The 26,486-nt window shown below is 34.4% G+C and carries 29 protein-coding genes; 2 read left to right on the plus strand and 27 right to left on the minus strand.

Going from position 1 to position 26,486, the window contains the following annotated elements; translation table 11 throughout:
- Position 1 precedes the first annotated feature (1 nt).
- The 12 genes from GMB29_RS16580 to GMB29_RS16635 all read right to left on the minus strand — a co-directional run bounded on the left by GMB29_RS16580 (position 2) and on the right by GMB29_RS16635 (position 10,781).
- On the minus strand, positions 2 to 787 hold the full coding sequence (locus tag GMB29_RS16580) for a heptaprenyl diphosphate synthase component 1 (protein WP_136351088.1): 786 nt from the start codon (positions 785 to 787) through the stop codon (positions 2 to 4).
- A gap of 424 nt (positions 788 to 1,211) precedes the next feature.
- A complete protein-coding gene (mtrB, locus tag GMB29_RS16585; protein ID WP_136351089.1) occupies positions 1,212 to 1,436 on the minus strand; it encodes a trp RNA-binding attenuation protein MtrB in 225 nt (74 codons plus the stop codon).
- A 112-nt stretch (positions 1,437 to 1,548) separates the two neighbouring features.
- On the minus strand, positions 1,549 to 2,115 hold the full coding sequence (gene folE, locus GMB29_RS16590; protein ID WP_136351090.1) for a GTP cyclohydrolase I FolE: 567 nt from the start codon (positions 2,113 to 2,115) through the stop codon (positions 1,549 to 1,551).
- Between the two features lie 168 nt (positions 2,116 to 2,283).
- Positions 2,284 to 2,562, minus strand: coding sequence for a non-specific DNA-binding protein Hbs (gene hbs / locus GMB29_RS16595; RefSeq protein ID WP_034332307.1), 279 nt, complete (start codon positions 2,560 to 2,562; stop codon positions 2,284 to 2,286).
- A 389-nt stretch (positions 2,563 to 2,951) separates the two neighbouring features.
- Positions 2,952 to 4,430, minus strand: a complete 1,479-nt coding sequence (spoIVA, locus tag GMB29_RS16600; protein ID WP_136351091.1) for a stage IV sporulation protein A — start codon at positions 4,428 to 4,430, stop codon at positions 2,952 to 2,954.
- A 361-nt stretch (positions 4,431 to 4,791) separates the two neighbouring features.
- Positions 4,792 to 5,517: a YphF family lipoprotein gene (locus GMB29_RS16605; protein WP_136351092.1), complete on the minus strand. Its 726-nt coding sequence runs from the start codon at positions 5,515 to 5,517 to the stop codon at positions 4,792 to 4,794.
- 26 nt (positions 5,518 to 5,543) lie between these two features.
- The gene (locus GMB29_RS16610; RefSeq protein ID WP_136351093.1) at positions 5,544 to 5,744 is read right to left on the minus strand and encodes a DUF2768 domain-containing protein; all 201 of its coding nucleotides are present in this window, start codon (positions 5,742 to 5,744) and stop codon (positions 5,544 to 5,546) included.
- 644 nt (positions 5,745 to 6,388) lie between these two features.
- Positions 6,389 to 7,420 carry an NAD(P)H-dependent glycerol-3-phosphate dehydrogenase gene (locus tag GMB29_RS16615; protein WP_168733739.1) on the minus strand — a complete coding sequence of 344 codons (1,032 nt, stop codon included), beginning with the start codon at positions 7,418 to 7,420 and terminating at the stop codon, positions 6,389 to 6,391.
- 15 nt (positions 7,421 to 7,435) lie between these two features.
- A complete protein-coding gene (der, locus tag GMB29_RS16620; RefSeq protein WP_136351095.1) occupies positions 7,436 to 8,746 on the minus strand; it encodes a ribosome biogenesis GTPase Der in 1,311 nt (436 codons plus the stop codon).
- Positions 8,747 to 9,097: 351 nt separating this feature from the next.
- Entirely contained in the window at positions 9,098 to 9,289 is a 192-nt protein-coding gene (locus GMB29_RS16625; protein WP_136351096.1) for a capping complex subunit for YIEGIA, read from the minus strand.
- Positions 9,289 to 10,179, minus strand: a complete 891-nt coding sequence (locus GMB29_RS16630) for a YIEGIA family protein (RefSeq protein ID WP_136351097.1) — start codon at positions 10,177 to 10,179, stop codon at positions 9,289 to 9,291. The genes GMB29_RS16625 and GMB29_RS16630 overlap by 1 nt, the downstream gene beginning before the upstream one ends.
- Positions 10,176 to 10,781: a YphA family membrane protein gene (locus GMB29_RS16635; RefSeq protein ID WP_136351098.1), complete on the minus strand. Its 606-nt coding sequence runs from the start codon at positions 10,779 to 10,781 to the stop codon at positions 10,176 to 10,178. The genes GMB29_RS16630 and GMB29_RS16635 overlap by 4 nt, the downstream gene beginning before the upstream one ends.
- 202 nt (positions 10,782 to 10,983) lie before the next feature.
- Here GMB29_RS16635 and GMB29_RS16640 point away from each other — a divergent pair, with 202 nt between their 5' ends.
- Positions 10,984 to 11,115: a YpzI family protein gene (locus GMB29_RS16640; protein WP_136351099.1), complete on the plus strand. Its 132-nt coding sequence runs from the start codon at positions 10,984 to 10,986 to the stop codon at positions 11,113 to 11,115.
- A 49-nt stretch (positions 11,116 to 11,164) separates the two neighbouring features.
- Here GMB29_RS16640 and fni read toward each other — a convergent pair whose 3' ends face one another.
- The 9 genes from fni to prsW all read right to left on the minus strand — a co-directional run bounded on the left by fni (position 11,165) and on the right by prsW (position 19,442).
- Complete coding sequence (gene fni / locus GMB29_RS16645; RefSeq protein ID WP_136351100.1) at positions 11,165 to 12,220, minus strand: type 2 isopentenyl-diphosphate Delta-isomerase; 1,056 nt, start codon at positions 12,218 to 12,220, stop codon at positions 11,165 to 11,167.
- Between the two features lie 10 nt (positions 12,221 to 12,230).
- Complete coding sequence (rpsA, locus tag GMB29_RS16650) at positions 12,231 to 13,379, minus strand: 30S ribosomal protein S1 (protein ID WP_136351101.1); 1,149 nt, start codon at positions 13,377 to 13,379, stop codon at positions 12,231 to 12,233.
- A gap of 173 nt (positions 13,380 to 13,552) precedes the next feature.
- Complete coding sequence (locus GMB29_RS16655) at positions 13,553 to 14,128, minus strand: lysophospholipid acyltransferase family protein (protein ID WP_136351102.1); 576 nt, start codon at positions 14,126 to 14,128, stop codon at positions 13,553 to 13,555.
- Between the two features lie 4 nt (positions 14,129 to 14,132).
- Complete coding sequence (cmk, locus tag GMB29_RS16660; RefSeq protein WP_136351103.1) at positions 14,133 to 14,804, minus strand: (d)CMP kinase; 672 nt, start codon at positions 14,802 to 14,804, stop codon at positions 14,133 to 14,135.
- 131 nt (positions 14,805 to 14,935) lie between these two features.
- Positions 14,936 to 15,118, minus strand: coding sequence for a YpfB family protein (locus GMB29_RS16665; RefSeq protein ID WP_136351104.1), 183 nt, complete (start codon positions 15,116 to 15,118; stop codon positions 14,936 to 14,938).
- Positions 15,119 to 15,226: 108 nt separating this feature from the next.
- Complete coding sequence (locus GMB29_RS16670) at positions 15,227 to 15,889, minus strand: flagellar brake protein (RefSeq protein WP_136351105.1); 663 nt, start codon at positions 15,887 to 15,889, stop codon at positions 15,227 to 15,229.
- Positions 15,890 to 16,035: 146 nt separating this feature from the next.
- Entirely contained in the window at positions 16,036 to 17,382 is a 1,347-nt protein-coding gene (gene ypeB / locus GMB29_RS16675; RefSeq protein WP_136351106.1) for a germination protein YpeB, read from the minus strand.
- 15 nt (positions 17,383 to 17,397) lie between these two features.
- Entirely contained in the window at positions 17,398 to 18,570 is a 1,173-nt protein-coding gene (sleB, locus tag GMB29_RS16680) for a spore cortex-lytic enzyme (RefSeq protein ID WP_406600272.1), read from the minus strand.
- Positions 18,571 to 18,779: 209 nt separating this feature from the next.
- Positions 18,780 to 19,442 (minus strand): glutamic-type intramembrane protease PrsW, encoded by a 663-nt coding sequence (gene prsW, locus GMB29_RS16685; RefSeq protein ID WP_136351107.1) that lies wholly within the window; start codon positions 19,440 to 19,442, stop codon positions 18,780 to 18,782.
- Positions 19,443 to 19,673: 231 nt separating this feature from the next.
- Here prsW and GMB29_RS16690 point away from each other — a divergent pair, with 231 nt between their 5' ends.
- A complete protein-coding gene (locus tag GMB29_RS16690) occupies positions 19,674 to 20,642 on the plus strand; it encodes an asparaginase (protein ID WP_196305194.1) in 969 nt (322 codons plus the stop codon).
- 62 nt (positions 20,643 to 20,704) lie between these two features.
- Here the strand turns inward: GMB29_RS16690 and GMB29_RS16695 are convergent, their stop codons facing one another.
- The 6 genes from GMB29_RS16695 to GMB29_RS16720 all read right to left on the minus strand — a co-directional run bounded on the left by GMB29_RS16695 (position 20,705) and on the right by GMB29_RS16720 (position 26,370).
- Positions 20,705 to 21,667: a YpdA family putative bacillithiol disulfide reductase gene (locus tag GMB29_RS16695; protein WP_136351109.1), complete on the minus strand. Its 963-nt coding sequence runs from the start codon at positions 21,665 to 21,667 to the stop codon at positions 20,705 to 20,707.
- Between the two features lie 377 nt (positions 21,668 to 22,044).
- The gene (locus tag GMB29_RS16700) at positions 22,045 to 23,316 is read right to left on the minus strand and encodes a Glu/Leu/Phe/Val family dehydrogenase (RefSeq protein WP_136351110.1); all 1,272 of its coding nucleotides are present in this window, start codon (positions 23,314 to 23,316) and stop codon (positions 22,045 to 22,047) included.
- A 265-nt stretch (positions 23,317 to 23,581) separates the two neighbouring features.
- Positions 23,582 to 24,172 carry a genetic competence negative regulator gene (locus GMB29_RS16705; RefSeq protein ID WP_136351111.1) on the minus strand — a complete coding sequence of 197 codons (591 nt, stop codon included), beginning with the start codon at positions 24,170 to 24,172 and terminating at the stop codon, positions 23,582 to 23,584.
- 124 nt (positions 24,173 to 24,296) lie between these two features.
- Complete coding sequence (locus GMB29_RS16710; protein WP_136351112.1) at positions 24,297 to 25,211, minus strand: MerR family transcriptional regulator; 915 nt, start codon at positions 25,209 to 25,211, stop codon at positions 24,297 to 24,299.
- 32 nt (positions 25,212 to 25,243) lie between these two features.
- Positions 25,244 to 25,495, minus strand: a complete 252-nt coding sequence (locus GMB29_RS16715) for a hypothetical protein (protein WP_136351113.1) — start codon at positions 25,493 to 25,495, stop codon at positions 25,244 to 25,246.
- A gap of 158 nt (positions 25,496 to 25,653) precedes the next feature.
- Complete coding sequence (locus GMB29_RS16720; protein WP_227551378.1) at positions 25,654 to 26,370, minus strand: metallophosphoesterase; 717 nt, start codon at positions 26,368 to 26,370, stop codon at positions 25,654 to 25,656.
- Positions 26,371 to 26,486: the final 116 nt, after the last annotated feature.

A 26,486-nucleotide genomic window follows, 5' to 3' on the forward strand; every position in this document is an offset into this window, starting at 1 on the left:
TTCACAAACCTTCTTCCACTGTCTTTTTATCATGTAATGTTTCATGAAAACGGATATATTTTAAACGTTTTTGCAGTAGATTTTTTATTGTTGGATTCTTAAAAACACCAGCTTCTATTAGTGATGAAGCCTCATCAAAAAACATACTACATGCTCTTTTCAATTCGTTCGTCGAGACTTGGCTATTAAACGTTGATGTGTCTTGATAGCTTTTACCACTAAAACATCGTAATTTTTCATGAGATAATCTTTTATACGTAATAAATTTTGTTGAAAGTAAATTCAATTTATTGAGTTGAAAATGATTGGTTACGTGTTGAAATAAAGCAGATTCAACTATAAGAAGGCTATCCAAAATGGACTCCGTAGAAACATTTACATCATGATAGAGTCTAAGTTTATGTTCATTAATCTCCTTAATCCCCACTGCTAGCGTTCGTACCATGTTTATATCCTTCATTTCAGAAAGCATTAAATAATACAATCCACTGAAATAATCACCAGCTAGAGCTGTTAATTGTCTTTGCACGAATTCAGTAGAAGAAATATCATGTTTTGTTGTCACATCGTCATGAGTATCAAGGGCAATTTGAACAAGCATAGCTGTCATAATATACTGTTTCTTTAACTCCTCTGAAAGATCTATCTCATCAAAAATCGCATAAAAGAGCAATAGCTTATCTTCATCTATATTTGGAGAAGGTAAATACTTTTCCAAAAATGGATGTGTCAGTTTCTCCTTTAACGAGATCTTCATTTCCGCTAACTTTCCATAGATGTCCTGCAAATAAATCACCCTTGTCCCCAATTTAACATTTTCTCTCTATTGATTGAAACCCCTAGCTGACTCCATACTATTAGGAAAGTGTCAATTACAATCGATATGTATATTATGTGGTTATAGGATCATAAATCACCATTTTTGGATTCATGTCATTCAAATACTCCACAATTATTATGTATAAGTAATAAAATTGTATCCCCTGAACCATTTCATGTATGGGGGGAATATTGTTTGGTCACTAATCAATAAAATAATTTAATCCATTATAACACATTGAATCCTATATGTTTCTATTTACTCTACTATTAGCAGATTATACTATTAATGAAGAGATACTACCATCAGTGTTTTTCTTTATTTACACTGATATTGATGTTACCTTGCATTTGTAGTGTTTCTAAACGCAAATAAAAGCAGGTATCCCTGCTTATTTACGTGAATCACTTTCCATTTCTCCAATGACGGTTTGAATTTGCGCTTTTCCGCGAATTTTTATTGCTGATGTATGCTCAGTAAACTGTGCGATCATTACTTCACCTTTATCTAATTTTTCAGAATGGTGAAATCTAGTGTCAGACCCTCTTGTAAGTCCAATCACATTTACGCCATCTTCAATTGCTTTAATAACAACGAAGTCATTTTTTGGATTCATCCTAGCACCACCTGTTTATCTAATATTAAGTCTAATATGTACTAACACTATCATACCATTGAATAATTGTTAAACATATCATTATATTCATTAATAAAAGATACATTTTATATTATTTGTTAATTAATGATAAAACCTCTGATCTTGCCGCATTATCTTTTCGAAAAATACCTCTTACTGCAGATGTAATCGTCTGTGAACCAGGCTTTTTAACACCTCTCATCGTCATACACATGTGTTCAGCTTCAACAACAACCATAACACCATGCGGATCAAGCGAATCATTAATACTATCAGCTATAGTAGATGTTATTCGTTCTTGTAATTGAGGTCTTTTTGCAACCGCTTCAACTGCTCGGGCAAGCTTACTTAAACCAGTCACTTTTCCGCCTTTTGGTATATAAGCTACGTGTGCTTTTCCATAAAAGGGAACTAAATGGTGCTCACACATAGAATAAAATGGAATATCTTTTACTAATACTAACTCTTCATGATCTTCACCAAAAATTGTTTTAAAATGTTCTGATGGGTCTTCCTTTAAACCGCTGAATACTTCACCGTACATCTTTGCAACTCTTTTTGGTGTATCAAGTAATCCTTCACGTGTCGGATCTTCACCAATTGCTTCTAATATAAGTCTTACTGCTTGTTCAATTTTTTCTTTGTTTACTTCTCCCATTTCTGTCCTCCTTATTGATAACATTTAAAAAAGATTCTAGCATATGTATGATGAAAATAGCAAAAGTTAGAAAGGGCTATAAGGAGAGCATAAACAATGAAAAGCCCCTTAGAAAGGGGCTTCTGTGAAGAATGGTATTATGTAATAGGTATTACATGGAAAGTTAACTTATTTCCCTGCTACAGCATCTTTAAGTGCTTTACCTGGTTTGAAAGCAGGCACCTTGCTTGCAGCGATTTCGATCTCTTCACCAGTTTGTGGGTTACGACCTTTACGAGCCGCACGTTCACGTACTTCAAAGTTACCAAAACCGATAAGTTGAACTTTGTCACCATCTTTAAGTGCATCTAAAATTGTATCGAAAACAGCATCAACTGCTTTAGTTGCGTCTTTTTTAGATAATTCACTAGCTTCTGCTACTGCATTGATAAGTTCTGTTTTATTCATGCCTTTCACCTCCTCCCAATAGAATGGAAATAATATTTGTCTTCATTTCTTCACAGTTTCATTAATTTATATACATGGTAGATCATAAAATACGATCAACACGCTTATCTTATATGATTTTTCTACAAAATTCAATGATTTTCATCGTTAATATTGGCTACTAAGGAAGAATCGACCATTAGAGAAAATAATTTCTTTAAAAAGATTAACATAATAAATCAACTGAATCAAGTTTAATCCTAATAAAAAACCAATAGTATCAAGGATTTAGTACAAATAATCTTAAAAAACTGGTCAATTACTAGTGAATTTCTTCGTAATCATTTACTATTCTAGTTATATCATTCTGTACATACAAAAAAAAGACCTCTTTTTAGAGGTCAACTTTTTTATAAAATGATTGCTATTAATCCACCAGAGCCTTCATTTATAATTCTTTCCAATGTCTCTTTAAGTTTGTAACGAGCATTTTCAGGCATTAATGATAGCTTTGCTTGAATACCTTCACGTACGATTGAACTTAAGCTTCGCCCGAAAATATCAGAATTCCAGATTGATAATGGATTATCCTCGAAATCTTGCATTAAATAGCGAACTAATTCCTCTGATTGCTTCTCAGTTCCAATAATTGGGGCAAATTCAGATTCAACATCGACCTTGATCATATGAATAGAAGGGGCAACAGCCTTAAGACGGACACCAAATCTTGACCCTTGACGTATAATTTCTGGCTCATCGAGACTCATATCTGATAATGCAGGCGCGGCAATTCCATATCCTGTTTGCTTAACCATTCTTAAGCCGTCAGCTACTTGATCATACTCTGCTTTTGCATAAGCAAAGTCTTGCATGAGTTGAAGCAGATGATCTTTTCCGCGAATTTCTACACCTACAACTTCTTTAAGAATTTGGTCATATAAATCATCAGGTGCATATAAATCGATCTCTGCAATACCTTGACCCATTTCAATTCCAGCCAGGCTCGCTCTGTTAATAAAATCATATTCACTAAATTGACCGACTACACGATCAACGTCCCGTAGTCTTTTAATATCCTTAACAGTATCTTTCACTGCCTCTTGATAACTTTCTCGTAACCAGTGATTTTCTCTTAAAACCATTACCCAGCTAGGAAGATTAACATTAACCTCTAGTACTGGGAATTCATATAACGATTCTCTTAGGACATTTAAAACGTCTGCTTCCCGCATGCTTTCAACACTCATCGCAAGAACCGGAATGTCATATTTTTCATTTAATTGCTGACGAAGGGTCTCTGTTTCCGGATGATAAGGACGAACCGTATTAATGATGATAATAAATGGCTTTCCAACTTCTTTTAATTCTTCAATCACTCGTTCTTCTGCTTCAACGTAATCTTTACGTGGAATATCACCTATTGAACCATCTGTTGTTATGACACACCCAAGTGTAGAATGCTCTTGTATAACTTTACGTGTGCCAATTTCAGCTGCTTCATGAAATGGTATTGGCTCTTCATACCAAGGAGTATTAATCATACGAGGACCATTTTCATCCTCATAACCTTTAGCGCCAGGTACAGTGTAACCTACACAGTCTACTAATCTAATATTAACATCAAGTCCCTCATCCACGTGAATGGATACTGCTTGATTTGGGACAAATTTCGGCTCAGTTGTCATAATCGTTTTACCAGCTGCACTTTGTGGTAATTCATCTTGAGCTCTAGCTTTGTCAGATTCGTTTTCAATGTTAGGTAGAACAACTAATTCCATGAACTTTTTAATAAAAGTAGATTTACCTGTTCTAACTGCACCAACTACTCCTAAATATATATCGCCACCAGTTCGTTCAGCGATATCCTTGAAAATATCTACTTTTTCCAAGTGGATCCCCTCCCGATCATACAATATTGGGATAAAGCTTATCCGTCTTCTTATAGGACACTATATATGTATGACATTGTCCTATTTATTTATGACTTCATTGCTAAATTTTTTTCACATGTCATCATAATGATTCATACTCCTTAAAAAAACGAAAAAGAAAAACCCTTCTCTTTGAGTTTATTCTCTAAAGAAGGGTTCATGACTTATTTATGAGATTTTTATCTAGAAAAAAGCTCAAGCACCTTAGCAGCCACACATTGTTTATATGAAGCACAGAAGTTCATTTGCCGGAATATCCTTAGCGGACTATGTGTTAAAGCTAGATAAATAGACAAAAAAACGAAGAACAGAAAGATACTTAGTTTTCAGAAATCATAAAAATCGGTTCTCCATTTTCATCAATTGTATAAGGTAATGAATATGCAGGAACAAAGTGAGAATCCTCGACTAATAGATTTCTTATATCATCCCCTTGTTTATACGTATGATCTTTTTTCTCTAAAGCCTTATATAAATCGATTCGATAGTCAACATAAATGTCAGCGTTCTTATCAATAACTAATGGTAAGTGTTCACCTGAAAAAGGACTCTCAACTGTTGGCGGTTCCTCGTAACCTAGCTTATCATAATTTAATGTATATATTTCATTTGTAATTAGGTCTTTAAAAGGAGGATAACCATTTGCTTGGCGGTAGACATCTAATTTTATTGTTAATTCATGGATTTTTTCAGCCATTCGTAAGTCAATCAACTTAACGGTTGGTTTTTTTTCAACATCTACTAAAACATATGAATAAATTCCGCCGCTTTCATATGCAGTACCAGGCGGTTCAGCCATATATTTAGGTGCTAAAGCAGAAAAATCAATAGGATATTTTTGATATATAGGTGTTGTCATATCCCGTGTTTTTATAGGAAGTAAACCACCTGATTCTGCTTGAAACTGATCGATAGAATTTTGTACAGCAGCAATTTGGTCAGAATATGGAATTGTATTTTTTTGTAGTTTTTCTTCCGGATATAGACATCCAGATAACAGGATACACCCATAGACTACAGCCATAATTTTTAAAAATTTCATCATCTGCATTAACTTCCTTTTACATCGTATTATTCTGAAACAGGTCCGCTAAAAACGACGAACAAAATGATTAGTCCTGCTAGAATCATAAAAATATAAGCTAATATTGTCATAATGACTTTAAGTATTCCCTTCAATTTAAAACGGCTTAAATAGATAAACAAAATAGCTACAAACATAAACCCCATTGATGCAAATGAGATCCACATTTTCATAAGGGCTGCACTCATTTTGACACCTCCTACTCAATAAGCACAATTGCCTTGATTCGTAAAAAGAAGGACATAGACAGTCTGAATATTAGACGTTCTTTGCCAAGAATTATGAAAGTGGCTAGACCTTGAGGACGTAGCGCGGGAGACCACATATAAAAATGCTAAAAAAAACAAATTGTTTTGCTGCTATGTAAAAAATTGCACGCTATAAATCTTACTTAATTGATGATTTGATGACTCCATGGTTGATTATAATATACTTTATAAAGCTTGTCCAAAAGCGTTTTCAGCTAGATAACATGTCTAGGCAGATTAAGAATTATGATTACTCAAGCAATAAAAAAACTGAAGTAAAGAGGGGACGAACTTTACTTCAGCCAAGTGAGCGACTAAATTGTACCCAACAAGAAGAACAACTCTTATTTGACTACGTTGCATATTATGCGGATAAAAATAGTTTTGTATCCTCTAATGCCTAGATATGCCGTGTAAACTTTACAAGATAAGTATATTGTTCGGGCAACCTAAGGAAAAAGGGTGGGAAAAGCATTTGTATCCATTGCATTTTGCAAGCAGTATTTATAGCTTATAGGATATTGTTCCCTATTTGTAATTCTTGTTATTGTATGCATGGTATGTAGGGATTGCAACCATTCGCCTTAACGATTCTCCATTATATTCACTAAATCTTCCATTTCATGTGTTTTTACACGAGCCATTAAAGAATCAACAGCAATCTTTGGTTCCTTCTCATTAAATAACACATCATATAACGCCTCTGTAATTGGCATTTTCACATTATATTTACGAGCTAATTGATATGCCGCCTTTGTTGTTCGAACACCTTCAACAACCATTCCCATGTTTTCTAACACTTCTTCTAATTTTTGGCCTTTTCCAAGTAAGTTTCCTGCTCTCCAGTTACGAGAATGTACACTTGTACATGTCACAATTAGGTCACCTATACCTGTTAGTCCTGAAAACGTTAATGGATTTCCACCCATTTTACTTCCTAATCGTGCAATTTCAGCAAGTCCTCGAGTAATAAGGGCAGCTTTGGCATTATCTCCATACCCAAGACCGTCTGTTATACCTGCTGCTAATGCAATAATGTTTTTTAAAGCTCCCCCTATTTCAACTCCGATAATATCAGGGTTTGTATATACACGGAAGTGTTGATTAATAAACAAATCTTGTATATATTCAGCAGCAGCCATATTTTTTGAAGAAGATGTGACAGTTGTAATATGTCTTTGACTCACCTCTTCGGCGTGGCTTGGTCCAGATAAGACTACGACGTCTTTTAATAATTGACTAGGCATTTCTTCTTCAATAATTTCTGATATACGAAGCAATGAATCAGGCTCAATCCCTTTGCTCACATGAACAATTATGATTGCATCATTAATGACCTTTGAAATATCGCTTAAAACACCTCTAATTGCTTTCGTTGGTACTGCCAATACAACAGTCCGGGCACCCGCTAAGCTTTGCTTTAGATCTGAAAAACCTTCAATTTTCTCCGGTAACACAACACCAGGAAGGTATTTTTCATTTTTTCGTGTTTCATTTATTTCGTTAATTAATTGTGGACGATGGCCCCATAATTTCACATTATGTCCGTTATCTGCAAGTACAATCGCTAATGCCGTACCCCAACTGCCGGCTCCTAACACTGTAATCTGTTCCACCATATCACACCCTTTTTATTTTCTTTCTCTAGCAAATATTTTAATAGGAGTACCTTCAAATTCAAATGCTGCTCTAATTCGGTTTTCTAAGAATCGTTCATAAGAAAAATGCATGAGTTCCGGATCATTTACAAATACAACAAATGTTGGAGGATTAACAGCAACTTGGGCCGTATAAAATATTTTTAAACGTTTTCCTTTATGTGTTGGTGTTGGATTCATTGCAACAGCATCCATCACAACATCATTTAATACATTTGTTTGAACTCTTCTTGAGTGATTTTCGCTCGCTCGAATAATGTTAGGCATCAGCGTATGAATTCGTTTTTTTGTCTTTGCTGATAAGTATACAATAGGTGCGTAATCTAAAAATTTAAAATGATCACGAATGTTTTCTTCGAACTTTTTCATTGTACGCTCATCTTTTTCAACAGCATCCCATTTATTCACAACAATAATAACAGCTTTGCCAGCTTCATGAGCATATCCTGCAATATGCTTATCTTGTTCGATAATTCCCTCTTCCCCATCAATCACAACTAATATAACGTCTGATCGGTCGATTGCCTTTAGAGCCCGAAGAACACTATATTTTTCAGTCGTTTCATACACTTTACCTTTTTTCCTCATCCCAGCTGTATCGATGATAACAAATTCTTGTCCTTCATATTTATAAACTGTATCAATAGCATCACGAGTTGTTCCTGCAATATCACTTACAATGACACGATCTTCACCTAAAATCGCATTAACCAGAGAAGATTTCCCAACATTTGGTCTGCCAATCAAAGAAAATTTTATCGTTGAATCATCATAATCATCTGTACCAATATTTTTGAAGTGTTTTGCAACTTCATCTAATAAGTCACCAAGCCCTAATCCATGTGATCCTGAAATTGGATATGGTTCACCAAACCCTAGTGAATAAAAATCGTAAATATTTGCTCGCATTTCAGGATTGTCCACTTTATTGACTGCAAGCACAATCGGTTTATTTGAACGATAAAGAATTTTGGCCACTTCTTCATCAGCAGCTGTCACACCTTCACGACCATTTGTTAAAAAAATGATAACATCTGCTTCTTCAATTGCGATTTCTGCTTGTTGGCGAATTTGCGCTAAAAATGGTTCATCACCAATATCGATTCCACCTGTATCAATAATATTAAATTGATAATTTAGCCACTCACCTGAGCTATAAATACGATCTCTTGTTACACCGGGAATATCCTCTACTATCGAGACACGTTCCCCAACGATTCGGTTAAAAATAGTAGATTTTCCTACATTTGGACGTCCAACAATTGCTACAATTGGTTTTGCCATAAAAAAACACCTTCCTTTATTTTTGCAAATACCTTGAAAACAAATAGATATGTATATAAAGCGAGACTCTCATCAGAAGGGAGTTCTTGATTCCTCACTGATGTTTTGCAAGACTTATCACGCTTAGAACCGCACATTTGTGGGTCCTGTCCTTTATCGGACATTTACGCGCAGTAATCTCACCACTATTAACTCTATGTCCTATTCAGACTTAGAGATGGAGGGTTACTGCTAATTTATTTCATTATTTTTTCTGGTATTAGCTATTGTATATCTACAAAAGAAACCCTCCTATTTAGCTAAGAAGGGCTTAACTTATATATAGTAGCAAACATTTCATGAATACTCAACTTAGTGTTTGACGACAACATATAAATCATCACCAATTCCATGAGCAATACCATCTAATATGGCTTCAAGGTTTTTTGCATAGACATGCATTTCCTCTTTGGTCTTACAAATAAAGATCGCTGTACCGCCTGCTGCTCTTGATTCATCTGTTGTTATAATGGCAAGTATATATTTTTCAAGTTCTGTACTCATCATATACCCCCTCGACGGTTAGCCTTTGCTTCAGATGGCATCCTTATTGCATTTTCTAGTGTTGGAACCTCTCCGATCACACGCATTGCCTTTTCAACATTACGATCTTGCGGAAGAACAAAGACACCTAGGCGTCCATCATTTAAATCTCTTTTCGCTAAAGGAACCAATGATGGCTCTCCTGAATCTCTAACAACTCCAAGTGCAGTTGAAACATCATGAAGGATTGCTTGCCTTTGACCTAGATTTGCAATCGTTGTTGATGAATTAAAGTTTTTAGGCGTTAACACAAACCCCATCCCATATTTTAAGACAGCCTCCTGTTTATCAGGTATCCCAATATTCATAATATATATATTTCCAACATACAAACCGGCACCTTCAAAATGTGGTTCTACATATTCGATTGTAACAAGATCTTTAATTCGACTTCCTGCCATTAATTTTCTAGAAATAAAAAAGCAAATGGCTCCGACAATAATTGCAGCATAAAAATTAACAACCAAATAAGCAAATGTAGTTAATAATGAAGTGAAAATAACAAGATAATTCCTACTTTCAAAGGCAATAGCAATGCCTTCAATGTATGTACTACCACGCGGAACAAGTTCAAAACCATCTAAAACAGTAAGTGTATTTCGTTCCATGTTTCGAACATCACGAAATTGCGATGCTGCCAATGTTAGAAAAGTAATCGCTGTAAAATCCTCTTCCATAATTGATGGGACAGCAACTGTACCTAACCCAGCAGCAATAACACCAAGTGCAACATGGATGATCTTCCCATGTAAGTATGTTGGATATTGCCTGTAATCTGTTCTAAGCATATGGAGCCTTGTGAGTATTCCTACTATTACTCCAAAAAGCACCGGCATTGTATATTCATTCATTTTAGCCTTGCTTCTCCTTTTGCAGGTTTTTGTATTGATTGTTCAATTAGTAAAATAATATGCTGTGTGATTGACCAAAGATAGATAATCGAGCAACCAATGACCACTATATCCAAAAAGGCTGAAGTACCAATAATTAAACCATTATGAAATTCACCCATAATGAAGCAGTAGATAAATTCCCCTTGGCATACAGAAATGATATAAAGAGCGTACTTTTGGATTGTTTGTTTTACTAAATAAATAGCTAACAGACTAATGATGATACTTATAATTAATCGATAATCAAATACAAACCAAACTGGATCATAAATTCGAAAAAGTAAAATTCCAGAATAGGCAAATGTTAAAGTGAATGAAGACATATAAAATATAAATGTTTTACGTCCTTTTTGTTTCACAACAAGATAATAGCCCATACATAAAAACAACAATAAGGAAACCCTTATATTAAATTGGCCTATTTCCATATAAAATTTACTGATGACAATAGTAAATAAAATAAAAAATGACATCATCAGTCTCATTTTTCCTTTTTTCATCAAAAAAGTTGAAACAATCCAGGCTAACCACATAAACCAATAAAAAAAAATTCCTTCCACAGCCAACCCTCCTACTATTCCCATTATGCCTGATTCCCATTACATTTAATCGTAAATTAACAAAAAATAGCACTTATGAATATAGGGAAAATAACAAAAAATAGTTTTAAGAACAAAAGTGCAGCGCTTTATATCGTGCACATTTTTCAAGGAATATTAGGGCATGTTTAAAAAGATATTGAAACAATTTGGAGGGTTCATAATGGGAAAAGATCGACAAGAAAAAAAACTTAGGAAGAGCGAACGAGTAGAATCAGACCGAGATCAATCACTTAATTACCCTGGAGCAACAACATTAGAGGGACCTGATTCAGCAAGAGAACGAAATAAATAAAACAAAAAAATGGCTAAGATTGGTTATGGAACCAAATAGCCATTTTTTCTTATTCTCTAACGCTATATCTCTTTGTATCAATACCTCTTTCATTTAACCAATGATGGGTATTCCCAAATATGATTAATGGTACACGCTGTAGTTCGTCAACAGTTTTTGCTCCGAGCGCTGTCATAATATAGGTTAAGTCCTCTAGGATGTTTATGATTTCATGCACTAATGCATCATAACCCTTTTCTATGTATAACTTCAGTAAAAAACCTGCAACACCTGCCGCTGATGCACCTAATGCAATTGACTTAGCAAGATCAAGCGCATTTTGAATCCCCCCAGAGCCGATGACAGAGATATTTCCTTTTATACTGATTACCTCTGCAATTGATACTGCAGTAGAAATTCCCCAATGATCAAAATTATGGAGTATTCGTTGTCTTCTTAAATTTTCTATTTTTGAAAAATTAGTACCTCCAAAACCACCTACATCAATAGCAGCAACACCAATTTCGCTAAGTTTTGCTGCAACTTCACGGTTCATACCAAAACCAACTTCTTTAACAATAACAGGTACATCAACATGTTGAACAATTTTTTCAATTCTTTTTAATACATTTGTGAAATCACGATCACCTTCTGGCATGACTAGTTCTTGTACAACATTTAAATGAATTTGTAAAGCATTCGCTTCAATCATCTCAATCGCAATTTTTGCTTGTTCCGGGGTTGCTTCACTGCCTAAATTCCCGAAGATGATTCCGTCCTTATTAACCTTCCTCATGATTTTATAAGACGGCTGCTCGCTTTTATCTTTAATAGCAGACATTTGCGAACCTACAGCAATCGCTATATTTGTTTCATGAGCAGCTCTAGCTAGTGCTTCATTGATTTTCATCGTATCAATGCCACCGCCGCCTGTCATCGCATTTATTAAAAGAGGCGAACTTAAAATAAGTTCGCCAACTTTTGTAGATAAATCAATTTTTGCGACTGATAGGTTTGGTAAGCTTTGGTGTATTAATGTAATATCATCAAATCCATTTAATCTTTGTTGACCTAATGCCAAGGTATGCTGGATATGTTCTAATTTTCTTTGTGCTCTTTTGCTCACCTTATCACCATTACTTCAGTTTTTTTAGTTGATCTCCAATCATCTCACCTAATTGGAATCCAGATGTAGATTCTTCTTGAGCTTGGTATTGACGAAAATCCTCATCTGTTGCTTTAGGAGATTCTTCTAATTCACGGATACTTAACGAAATACGTTGATCTGCTTCATTTACATCTAAAACTTTCACTTTCACAACTTGTTTTTCCTCAAGAACTTCCTGAGGTGTTCCAATATGTTTATTCGATATTTGTGAAATGTGCACAAGACCTTCAACACCAGGTAAAATTTCTACAAATGCACCAAACGAAACTAATCGTCTGACTTCACCTTCAAGAACGTCTCCCGGTTTTACTTTATCAGTAATATTAGACCAAGGTCCTGGAAGGGTTTCTTTAATAGAAAGAGAAATTCTTTCATTATCACGGTCTACTGACAGTACTTTTACAGTTACTTTTTGGCCTTCTTCGACTACCTCGGAAGGTTTTTCGATATGTGTATGTGACAATTGAGAGATATGAACTAAACCGTCAATTCCTCCAATATCAACAAATGCACCGAAGTCTGTTAGGCGTTGAACCGTACCCTCGATTGTTGAACCAACTTTAAGAGAATCCAATATGAATGATTTTTTTTCAGTTTGTTCCTTTTCAATTACTGCACGATGAGATAAAATCACTCTGTTTTTCTCACGATCTAACTCAACTACGATTAATGAAAGAGTTTTGCCCATATAATCTGAGAAGTCCTCAACGAAATGTGCTTCAACTAAAGAAGCAGGAATAAAGCCGCGTACACCTAAATCAACCACAAGGCCGCCCTTCACTACATCCTTCACTTCAGCTTCAAAGACTTCTTTTGTATTAAATTTTTGTTCTAATGAGTCCCAAGCTTTTTCCGCATCAACAGCTCTTTTTGAAAGAACTAATGCTTCATCTTCAACTTTTAAAACCTTTAATTCTAGTTCGTCATTTTCACTTATCACATCTGATGCCTTTTCAACATGAAGACTTGAAAGCTCACTAATAGGAATGATACCAGAGTGCTTACAGTTTTCTATTTCTACAATAACCTGCTTTTCTTCTACCTTTGTTACAATTCCTTTTACAATATTTCCAACCTCAGGTGTTTCAACATGTACGTTATTTAATTCTTCTACCATCTCGATTACCTCCTTGGTCAAAACCTTTGCAACTTTAGAATAAATGTATGTAAAATTTCATTTTATAAATAAAGCTATTACTACCTTCAAAATAAAATGAAAAAAAAACCTCTTAATAATAAACTTCTAATAAATGCTACTTTTTGTCAAGTAAGAAGTACTCAACATGATTATTATTTTTTTAGAAGCTTACCTATTTCATCCATTATGATATTTGACATCTCATCAGCTGCTATTTTTTTCTCCCGGTATTCATCCATATTAATAGGTTTACCGTAAATAACTCGTAAAGTTTTGAAAGGTTTATATGGTCCTTTAATGGCACATGGAACTACAGCTGCAGTTGAACGGAGTGCAAAGAAGCCCGCTCCTGCCTGCCCTTTACCTAATTCTCCATTTTTACTTCTTGTTCCTTCAGGAAAAAAGCCTAAAACATTTCCTTCTTTTAAAATTTTTAAGCCTGTACGTAGTGCTTCTCGATCACTACCGCCGCGATTCACTGGGAATGTACCAAAATTATGTAGTAAATCCTTTAATATTGGCACTTTAAAAAGCTCTGCTTTTGCCATAAAAAAAACTTTTCTAGGTGCTGTAACCCCTACGACCGGAGGATCAAAATTACTAATATGATTCGTGCAAAGAAGTACGCCGCCTTCTTTTGGGAAATTTTCTCTCCCCTCGACTTTAATTCTATATGTGGGTTTTAATATACCTGCTACGACAGATCTTGCAAATGGATATAAAGACACAATATCAAAGCCTTTCTTCTATATAATTTTCTATTTTATTAACTACATCGAGGATAGACAAAGCTGTCGTGTCAATTTCTATTGCATCATCTGCTTTTCTTAATGGTGCAACTTCTCTTTCTGAATCAAGTTTATCACGATTTGCAATTTCTTGTTTTAATTGTTCAAGATTAGATGAGAAGCCCTTTTTTTGATTTTCCTCGTGACGTCTTTTTGCTCTCTCTTCAACAGATGCTCTTAAAAAGATTTTCAGCTCTGCATTTGGTAAAACATGTGTACCAATATCTCGGCCATCCATCACAACGCCACCTTCTCTTGCTAATTGACGTTGTCTTTTTAACATTTCCTCCCTGACCTTTGAGTGCATAGCAACAATGGATACATTATTTGTAACTTCATTAGAACGAATAATTTCTGTTACATTCTCTTCGTTCACCATTACATTTTGGCCTTCTTCAGTAGGAAGAAGTTCAATATTTATTGTTGATAGAACATCTGCCACTTTGTCTTCATCATGTAAATCGATGTTATTTTCTAATGCTTTGTATGTCAATGCTCGATACATGGCACCAGTATCAATATAAATGTATGAATAATGTTCAGCAATTATTTTCGCAACCGTGCTTTTTCCAGCTGCAGCTGGACCGTCAATTGCTATAGATAGTTTTTGTTTCATAATTCCTCCAAATAGTTTTTTAGTCTAGTAGTTTTGGTGTAGTAGAGCTATTATTATGAAAAATATTTGGGTTGTGTATTTTACATCTCTTTTTATCCAAACAAAGAAGCAGGCCACATCACACACCTGCGTCATCTCTGCCCGCTAAAAGTTTCGAGCCATTCAGTAATGGTTATTTTATTTACTCCTTCATATTGAACCACACGAGAAAAGTATGGTTGAATGCTAGGCTGTTGTATCAAAAATTGCGCAAATACTAAGGCTATAAATTGAATAACGATTAATTTGATTAAAATACGTTCAAATCTTTTCATGTTTTCAACTCCGGCATATTATACAAATTTGACTATAACGGTGAATGATCAGTAGATTTCTGAAATTGGACCCGCAATAGTATGTAGTATGCATAAAAAAACCGAAATTTATTCTTTAATAAGCCCTTTTCTACGCATTTGAATTTGTTGGTTAAAACAGTAACGTAATAATGTTTGACGAGTAGCTTCATCGATTTCCAAAAATTGCAATGGAGCTTTTTGAAATGATTCATTCTCCATAGGAAGAAATCGAACAATTTTTGCTTTTATTTTTATGTATTCAATCTTTTCATTCTGAAATGGTAATGAAAACCAAACTATCAGTTCTTGATCCTGCTTTAATTTTGTGGATTTAGGGAGGATTATTGCTGCACCTCCTGCACTAATATCAGTGGTTACAGCTACAAAAGGCTGAAATTCATTATTGACTGGATGAACTGCAACATCTAGCGTAACATCAATCCTAACAAATTCTCTTCTTTGTATACGGATTACGTCATCTTCACCTGGATATGCCAATGATATCATTGGAATCCTATCCTTCACACGACCTGTAACAACCGTCTGAAAACGAAAAGCTTGTTGATCTTTATTTACAAACGATACTGAAAGTTCAGTACCAATCATCAGATAGGCTGTTCGTCCTGTACTTGCATTTGTTGGATAATCTATATAAAGCTGATTTCCTTTTCTTTCTACAAGCTTGCATTTAAATCTTTCAACATTATCCGTTTTCGTTTCTAAAAAAATGACATCACCAATACTTAGCACAAAATCACTCTCTTTTCATACTCTCTATCTTATTAAAGCATGTACCATAGCGATGTGCAAGGGTGCATTCTAAACAACTTTTTAAAAACAAAAGAGGATATCCCCGAAAAAAATCATTAGGGATTTCCTCTTCTTTTCATTCTAATTTATACTTCTTGAAAAATTGGTTCTGGGTTCTTCAACTTTTCTATTTTTTCTTCATTTCCGTTTTCAGCATTTATAAAAATACGATAAGTATCTTTGTTAATTGTACCTAAAAATTCAAAACACAGGACTTCTTCACCAAATTCATCAACGATTATAGCTAATCTGTCCTCTTGAACCGCCAAGCTTGGGTTCAACATTTTTGCAGCCGCCTCTTTTGAAATTTTAGGCTTCTCAATTTCTCTTTTTTTATGAGCTGCTAAATAATCTCTTGCAGAAAAACCAATAACTTTTCCATCATCTAAAGCAACCTTCATCTTAATTGCATCAGGGTAAATTCTCACACCTTCGTTAATTGAAACAAATGAAAAAACGCCGATATTATCATATTGATCACTTTCAAAGAGATCAAGATCCTTAAACCCGTGCTTTTCTAAAAATTTTCTAGCACTGTTTGAAGCTTCATTTAAACTAATCGATTGTTTTTTAACCTCACGATTTTGCACTAAAAATATCGGATGTCCGCCTTTTTGTGTTAAATCCATATTCACATCTACGTTATTTTTTTTATCGTGCATGGAGACACTATAAAATTCAAATTTCGAACCTTCTCCATTTTTAGCTACCTTTACATCTGAAACACCGTTAGAAACAAATGTTTTTGCAATTTTTTTTGCTTCAGCTTCATTAATTTCTTTACCTTCTAGTTCTTTAAATCCCTTGTTTATTTCTTTTTCATTCGACATAAAACTGGTGCCAAAATCAGCTTCAGAATATCCTTCTACATTTTCTTCAACTGTTTTAAATCCATCAATAATTGTATTATCAGCTTGTTTTTGGCCAGAAGCAAGTGCTAATTCAACATCCATCCATCGCAAATTATTTTCAATTGCTAAATGCTGTACATTTCTTAGTTCGTTTTGAATTTCTTCAGACTTTGTATACATCTGTTCTAATGTTTTGTATTCGTCATCTGAAAGTGGTTCCTTTTCCAAGTCTCGTACTGCAGTTCGATAACTAAAATCACTTATTCCTGCTAAAAATTCTTCTGTTTTATTAAATGGAAGTAAAGCTAAAGGTAATTGACCTACATCAGATTGTGCTTCAGATGTAATTCTCCAAACGTCTACTAATGCAGGTGATAATGATTTCTTTGAATTCATAGCAAGTGTTGCACCGATCCGATCATGTAATTGGTCTACTCGGTATGATAAATCATGAAAGGCCCGTTGATAATTATTCTCTGCTTGTATAAGCACCGCGTTCTTTTCTTGATGTTCTTTATATCCCCAATATCCGGAGCCTATGACAGCTAGTGATAAAATACCAATTAATATTCCACGTATCATGCTATTTCACCCTTTCTATAAACAGAAAATATGTTTTCCGATACGTTTAATTTGTGGTCTACCCCAAATCCATGAACTAGTTGCTGTATTTGGGTTAAAATAATATGTTGCACCTTCAGTTGGATCAAATCCATTTATCGCATCTAATACAGCTTTCTTAGCCTGTTCATTAGGTGTTAGCCAGATTTGTCCATCCGCTACTGCTGTAAAAGCTCGTGGCTCAAAGATAACTCCTGCAACCGTATTTGGGAATGTTGCACTTCCTACACGATTGAGTATGACTGCCGCTACTGCTACTTGACCGATATACGGTTCACCCCTTGCTTCACCATATACAGCATTAGCCATTAATTGAATATCATTTTGAGAATAGCCATTTGGTAAATTAACCGCCGTTGTTGTTTGTTGTTCTTGTTTTTGCTGTTCTTGTTGTTTTTGTTGCTGCTGTTGTGGTTGCGCCTGTTGCTGCTGTTGCTGTTGTTTTTGTTGTCGCTGCTGTTGCTGCTGCTGTTCCTGTTGTTTTTGTTGTTGCTGCTGTTGCTGCTGCTGTTCCTGTTGTTTTTGTTGTTGCTGCTGTTGCTGCTGCTGTTCCTGTTGTTTTTGTTGTTGCTGCTGTTGCTGCTGTTGCTGCTTCTGTTCCTGTTGTTTTTGTTGTTGCTGTTGTTGCTGTTCCTGTTGTTTTTGTTGTTGCTGTTGTTGAGTAACCTGAGACTTATAGGTTTGCTCCTGTTGCTGTTTTCTTTGTTCTGCAATTTGTTTTGCTCTTTGAATTTGTTGTGCAGTTGGAGCAGTTTGTTGGGCTAATGGTATCCCACCGTAGTGTGTAAACCGTTTGCCGCTATTTATTTGCTTATATACGAAATCTTTATAAAATTTAGTAGATCTTTGCAGCATATCTTTCGTTTTTTGCCCTACTAATCCATCAATTTCTTCTAATTCAAACATGTGTTGAAAGTTTCTAACAGCCCAATACGTACTCCAACCATATACTCCGTCAATTGTTCCATGGTAATACCCGTTATATTGAAGTCTTGCTTGCAATTCAATAACATCACTACCAGTTGCACCTTTTTGGATAATCTGATTTGAAAAAGCATGTGCTACAGGGACATTTATTGAAGAAATTTGTAAGGTGACAGAAGTAAAAGTCACTACTGCAACCATCAACATTATGCGCATGTTTTTCATGTTGCTGCCTCCTCTAGTAGATGTAATTACTTAAACGTATTTTTTGTAGTCTTTGGTATTTTATTCATCCTAATTAACATGCAGCCAATTTATCAAATGATGGGAATGGAAAAGAATCAGCGTAATGACTTAAAAAAAAGAAAACTAAGACTTTTAGCTAATTTCTATAGCAAAAGCCTTAGTTTTTAGTTTGCACAAAAAAAACTGCCTTAGGGCAGTTTTGAATCAATAATATTTACTCTCGCTTTTTTTGCTTTATGTAAAGCAAACCACCATAAAAACAACATAAATGGAACCATAATATAACGCCAATTTACATAACTTATTAAAATCGAGTCATAAATAGTATGCAGGAAAATCGGTAATAGACTAGAAAAGAGCAGCCATTTTTTTTGCTCATCACCGCCCGAGAATTTCCCTTTCCCTAGATAATAGCCCATTATCACGCCAAATAGAGCATGACTTGAAACAGGTAATATAGCACGGCCAAATGCATGTTCTAAACCATTGGCAAATAAATAGATGATATTTTCTAGTGTAGCAAATCCTAATGAAACAGAAACACCATATACAATCCCATCATAATGTTCATCAAAGTGAACATGCTGATAAATGGTAAAAAACAAAATAAACCATTTGAAAAATTCTTCTAAAAATCCTACTGCAACAAAGGTATACATGATTTTAGAAGAAAATACAGTTTCAACATCTAATACATATTGGATAAACATAATAGGGAAAACGAGCAGGGCCCCAAAAATAAACGAACGCAGCACCATATAAAATGGCTCTGTATCGTACTGATCCTTTAGATAAAAATAGCTTAACAAAGCAAGACCTGGGGCAATGCCCGCAGAAATAATTGCAATCATTCACAGGCCTCTTTCCTTTAAAGTCTTTCTATTGATATAGCACTTATAGCCTATTCCATTTACATATTAAGTAGTTTTTAAGCACTATCATTCCGTCTATTTGTAATAGATAATCATTTTTATAGGATATTTTACTTTCTTAATCGTATCATGTTATCGTAAAATTGAAAATGACTGAAGAACATTTCGACAACACAAATCTAAGAACTGCTAACATGGAGGATTATGGTTTTGAAAAATATACTTTTAATACACACAGGCGGAACAATATCAATGAAAGAAGACGAAACAACAGGTGAAGTAAAGCCTGGAGATAAGAATCCACTCGTATTCCAAACAAACGAGATCCCAAATATCCATTTTTTCACACACGAATTATTTCATTTACCATCACCACATATAACACCTAATAATATGCTGGAAATCAAAACCTTTATTGAAAAAAATGTTAATACACATTCTATTGATGGAGTTGTCATTACACACGGAACAGACACACTTGAAGAGACGGCATTTTTCCTTGATATCACGTTATCGTTATCTATTCCTGTCGTTATCACAGGTGCGATGAGATCGAGTAATGAATTAGGCTCAGATGGTTTGTATAATCTTATATCATCATTAAAAGTTGCCACTTCCGAAAAAGCCAAGGATCTGGGTGTGCTTGTTGTGATGAATGATGAAATACACACAGCAAAAAATGTAACGAAAACTCATACAAGTAATATTGCAACCTTCCAAAGTCCACAATACGGACCAATTGGCATCGTAAATAAGGGAGGCGTTGTCTTCCATCATAAACCATTATTAAACAAGCCATTGAATGTTTCTAAACTTGATAAAAAAGTATTTTTACTTAAAGCATATGCTGGAATGGATGATTCTTTATTCCAAGCAATTGAACAACATAATATCGATGGATTAGTTATTGAAGCATTAGGCCAAGGGAATTTACCGCCAACACTACTGCCTGGCTTAAAAAAACTTTTAAATAAAGGTATACCAATTGTTCTTGTATCACGTTGTTTTAATGGTATTGTTCAAGATATTTATGGCTATGAAGGTGGAGGAAGGCATTTAAAGGAATTAGGTATGATTTTTAGTAATGGTTTGAATGGTCAAAAAGCAAGACTGAAATTAATGATTGCTTTAGAAACAACATCAGATCGAGAAAAGCTTGAAGAAATATTTTCAATCTAATACTTGATAATGATGCATTTTAAAATAGGTATAAAAAAAAGTGAGAAATAACAATTTATCTCTCACTTTCTTTTTTTGATTTCCTCGTTTATTAGTTGACCATGAAAGCGTCCATTTTCAATAAATATTTCATTCGCATTATTTCCAGCTGCAATTACCCCTGCAATAAAAATCCCTTCAATATTCGTTTCCATCGTATCTGGATTATATGTCGGTCGACCTGTTTCAGAATCTATATTGACACCCATTTTCTTTAAGAAACCATGATCCGGATGATAGCCTGTCATTGCAAACACAAAATCATTTTTTATTTCTTTTACTTCTCCCTTAACTTCATATATGAGAGTATTTTCTTTTATTTCAATAACATTTGCTTGAAATTCCATCATGATTGTTTCATTTCGAACAAGTGCTTCGAATTCTGGTAAAATCCATGGTTTTATACTAGGTGAATATTCTGTTCCTCGATACAATACCGTTACTCTTGCTCCTGATTTCACAAGTTCTAACGCCGCATCAACACTTGAATTTTTCCCACCAATTACTACTACATCTTTGTTAAAGTATGGATGTCCTTCTTTAAAATAATGATATACCTTTGACTGTTCCTCACCTGGGATCTTCATATAATTAGGATGATCATAGTATCCAGTTGCAATAACTATTTGTTTTGCCTCATATACTTGTTTATCAGTTTTAACAATAAATACATTTCCTTTTTTCTCTACTTGTTCCACTTCCTCAAAAGAATGAACACGAATATTTTTTCTGCGAACAACTTCACGGTAATAAGCCAGTGCTTGATTTCTAAATGGCTTACGATTTTCTATAATAAATGGTACATCTCCAATTTCTAGCTTTTCACTTGAACTAAAGAAAGTTTGATGTGTGGGATAATTGTAAATTGCATTGACAATATTCCCTTTTTCGATAACTAATGGTTTTTTTCCTGTTTCTTCTAATGCAATTGCTGCTGACAATCCACATGGACCTCCACCAACAATGATGGTATCTTCTATTATCACGAATTTTCCACTCCCGGTTATAAATAAAGGCTGTTTTCGCAAACTTTGTTGCTATTTACAAGTCGTGCGGTGCCGTTGATTGCAGCGAGAGGATGCTCGCTTTTTAGCGGGGCGGGCTGTAAGCCTCCTCGGTGTTAACGCCTGCAAGAGTCTCATTTGTCCCGCTGCTCTAAGCAGGAGTCTCGCAATCTGCTCCAATCAACTTTAAAATACTTTTCGTGTTAAAAGCAACAATCACTTAGAAAAGAGCCTAAATAAAATTATTATTTCTACATGTTATCTTTTCACCCTCTAGGTTTGAGGTAGAATAGTCAAAAATAAAAAATCCCCTATCGATTATGATAAGAGATTTTTTACTGCGTTGCAAATTGAAAACCTTAGATCCAGCCTCTGAATCTTGAAGCTTCAGCCATTTTACGAACGCCTACCATATAGGCAGCTAGACGCATATCTATTCGTCTGTTTTGGCTTGTTTCATAAATATTGTTAAATGATTTAACCATTACTTTTTCAAGTTTTTCTTCAACTTCTTCTTCTGTCCAATAATATCCTTGATTATTTTGTACCCATTCAAAGTATGAAACAGTTACGCCTCCAGCGCTTGCCAATACATCTGGCACTAAGAGAATTCCTCTTTCAGATAAAATTCTGGTACCTTCAAGTGTAGTTGGACCATTAGCAGCTTCTACAACAATGCTTGCCTTAATATTTGCTGCATTTTCTTCAGTAATCTGATTTTCAATTGCTGCAGGAACAAGAATATCACATTCAAGTTCAAGCAATTCTTTGTTTGTTATTGTATCATTAAAAAGTTTCGTAACAGTACCAAAGCTATCACGACGATCTAATAAATAATCTATATCTAAGCCATTCGGATCATATAATCCACCATATGCATCGGAAATTCCAACAATTATTGCTCCAGCATCATGCATAAATTTTGATAGAAAACTACCTGCATTACCGAATCCTTGTACAACCACTTTTGCACCTTTTAAGTTGATGCCTCTTTTCTTTGCAGCTTCACGAATACAGATTGTAACCCCTTTTGCAGTAGCAGATTCACGTCCATGTGAACCACCTAGTACAAGTGGTTTACCTGTGATAAAACCTGGAGAATTGAATTCATCTATTCGGCTATACTCATCCATCATCCATGCCATAATTTGTGAGTTTGTAAAAACGTCTGGAGCTGGGATATCTTTTGTAGGTCCAACGATTTGACTTATCGCACGAACATAGCCACGACTTAAACGTTCTAACTCCCTAAATGACATATCTCTAGGGTCACAAACGATTCCGCCTTTACCTCCTCCATAAGGAAGATCTACGATTCCACATTTTAAACTCATCCATATGGACAATGCCTTTACTTCAGTTTCAGTTACATTCGGATGGAATCTGATACCGCCTTTTGTTGGTCCAACCGCATCATTATGTTGCGCACGATAACCAGTAAAGATTTTTACAGAACCATCATCCATGCGTACAGGAATTTTCACAGTCATTAATCTAATTGGTTCTTTTAAAAGTTCAAATACTTCTTCTGGATACCCTAATTTTTCAAGAGCATTATGTATCACCGTTTGTGTAGATTTCAACACATCTAAATTATTATTTTTAGCATCGGTGCTTTTTTCGGCAACCATTTAAGCTAACCTCCTAAATCATATCTAAAAATATAATATAAAACCCTTTCATGACATAGTATACACCTTAAAAATATTTATGCAAAGAAGAAAAACTTTAATTGTTTCAATTATATAAACAATTATACACTTGATATATTTCAATGCTTTTTCACATTATTATTTAGTATTTGTCTTGCATCTTTTTTTAAACAATAAAAAACGGTATACATATCATATATACCGCTTTTAATAGAAATTAAACATGTTATACTTTAAACCATTATTATTTAGGACCAAAATATTTAAAGATTTCTTGGATTGCTTTATCTTCCATAAGGATTTTCCCATATTCTTTTAATCTATGGACTGTTAAAGTTGATGGGCTGCCATACTCTGCTAATACTGCAACTAAATTGTCAAGTTCAACCTGTTGATCATCACTTAAAAGCAAATAATAGCGTTCTTGATAGAAAATGAGCATCCCTTCGTAAACATGTTGTTGATGAAGACAATTTGATAGTTGAATGATATCTTCAAATGTTTCAAATTCATAGATGACATCAATGTTTTCATCCAATTTCACTTGCATTTCAATATAATCATCAGAAAAATCATCATCTATTTCAGCTGGTTCATTACTATTAGTTACAATCACTACCATCCCTTGAGCATGAAGCGAATACACTTCGACAGCAATTGGACCATGCGCCTCAAAGCCCAATTCTGCGCTTGCTTCATTCATCATGTCTCTAAATAATTGGTGTACCTTTAATGAATCTTTCCAGAGATCTTCTTTTGTAAGCCCTCTGTCTTTTAAATCATCAGTTGTTAAGAAAATTTTTATTTTGTCATAGTTCAGTCGCTCTAGCCGCATCCCATACCCTCCTGCCGTCAGAACGCTCAATATACAATCATAGTATGATTTTTATATGAGATGGTTCTAATATTTTTTACAGTTTACACTCAAAACAGCAATAAGACAAGCAATGTGAATAATATTAATGGACTAATTTATCTTTCATCCATCTTTGCCACTGCTGCTTCGTTTCACCTACCAAATAATCTTCATAAGGTGAATTCATTGAACTTAATACTTGACTAAATCCGGCACCATAAAGCCCAATTTTTACATTTTGATATTTTAATGTTAAATGGTCAACAAGTTCAAACGTTTTTATTACATTTTCACCTAATGTACACGATAAAAATAAAAACGCTGGCTTTACTTGATTTAGAATATGATCAAATTCATGATTTGCAATACTTGCCCCTATGTATAGCACGTCAAAACTGTTTCTTCGCAAAAAAATTGAAAATATGAGTAATTCAAGCTCTGATGAATCATTAGGACCACAAACAGCAATTGCTTTTGGTAACAATCTATTTACAGGTATAGAATGAAAAATGTAGCCTAAACGTGAACGAAAAAAAGAATATAAAAAATGTTCTTGTGCAGATGTTATTCTTCCTAAGTCCCGTTGTTCCTTCACTTTCATTAGTATAGTTCCAATTATCTCTATAACAACTTTTTCAACAGAATAAAGACTAAACGCCTCATTTAACCTTTCATTTGAATCGTATTCATCAAAAGCTAACAAGGATTTTATAAGTTTGTCCATGAGTTGCAATGATTGGTCAATGTCTTTATTTTTATGTATTTCATGATTACCCACTATTATTTCATTGTTTTCTAACAGATTAACTGCTTGACTAATTGTAAAACCATTATCAACTTTCTTGATCAGCCATTTTAAAATGTTAATATGTTCCTCTGTATATAAACGATGACCTGCTTCATTTCTTTTTGGTGCAATCACATGATATCTTCGCTCCCACGCCCTTAAGGTTCCAGACTGTATCCCTAGCAATTTTGAAACAGCCTTAATATTGTATTTACCTTCCTGAATAGACATCTTGATCCCCCAATAATGAAAAAACTACACTATCAAAAATTATAACGAATCCTTTTATTTGTGTAAAATTTGTATTTTAAAAAAGGAAAACTTCGAGTTACTGTATGGAATAAAACATTTTCATCACGTAATTGAAGAGCGGGTTTTAATTGAGTTTTTTGTAAAGGCTGTTTTCGCATACTTTGTTGCTTTTTACCAAGTAATGCGGTGTGGTTGATTGCAGCGAGAGATGCTCGCTTTTTAGCGGGGCGGGCGGTGAGCCTCCTCGGCGTAAACGCCTGCATGAGTCTCTCCTGTCCCGCTGCTCTAAGCAGGAGTCTAGCAATCTGCTCCAATCAACCTAAAATAGTTTTCGTTTTAAAAAAAGAATCTCTTATAAAAGATCCTTTGTAAAAGAATTCAGTCAAAAATAAATAAACCATGCTTTTTGCATGATTCATTATTATTGATTAGCTTTTAATTGGATATAATGAGCCTCTGCAGGAGCTCCTAGCCTTAATGGAATACCTGATGTTCCATAGCCATTACTTATTAAAAGGGTTGCTTTTTTAAGAAAATGAATTTTTCCTTTTTCATATAAACCAAAACCAAATAAACGAATTTGCCCCCCATGTGTATGCCCACTTAAAATTAACGAAATACCTGCATTCTCATCAACCTTGTGATAGATATCAGGATTGTGACTAATTAGTAATTTAAAATCTGCCTGCGCAGCTTTTCTTACCGCAAGATCTAGCTTATCTCTTTCCAATGTCATATCCTCTACTCCAAGGATGGCCAGTTTCTCATTATGTTGAGATGTGATAAATGCAGCTGAATTATTTAATATTGTAATTCCTTGTTTTAAAAGCAATGATTCAAGCCTTTCCTTGCCTACTTCATAATCGTTATTTCCAAATACAAAAAAAACAGGTGCAATCTTCTTTAAACGTTTGATATTTTGCTCAACTCTTTTAAAAGGTACCCCTGATTCTGTTAAGTCCCCACCAATTACAACAAAATCAATGGAAGGCGGTATCGTTTCTAATAATTTATCAGAAACGATTCTCCGATGGATATCTGAAATAAAAAAGATATTGATTGTATGAAAACTTTTTGGGAATTTATCAAATTTTATGATGTGTTTTGTTAGATGATTTTCTTTGGCCTTAAAACTCATGTAAGCAATCATAATAATAAAGCAACAAACAATCGCCAACATTATCTTTATGAAGAGAATAATATTTACACCTCGCTTCATTATATGGATTATATCACTTTAATAAAAGGATAAAA

The sequence above is a fragment of the Metabacillus sediminilitoris genome, assembly GCF_009720625.1.
In the GTDB taxonomy this organism is placed as follows: Bacteria; Bacillota; Bacilli; order Bacillales; family Bacillaceae; genus Metabacillus; species Metabacillus sediminilitoris.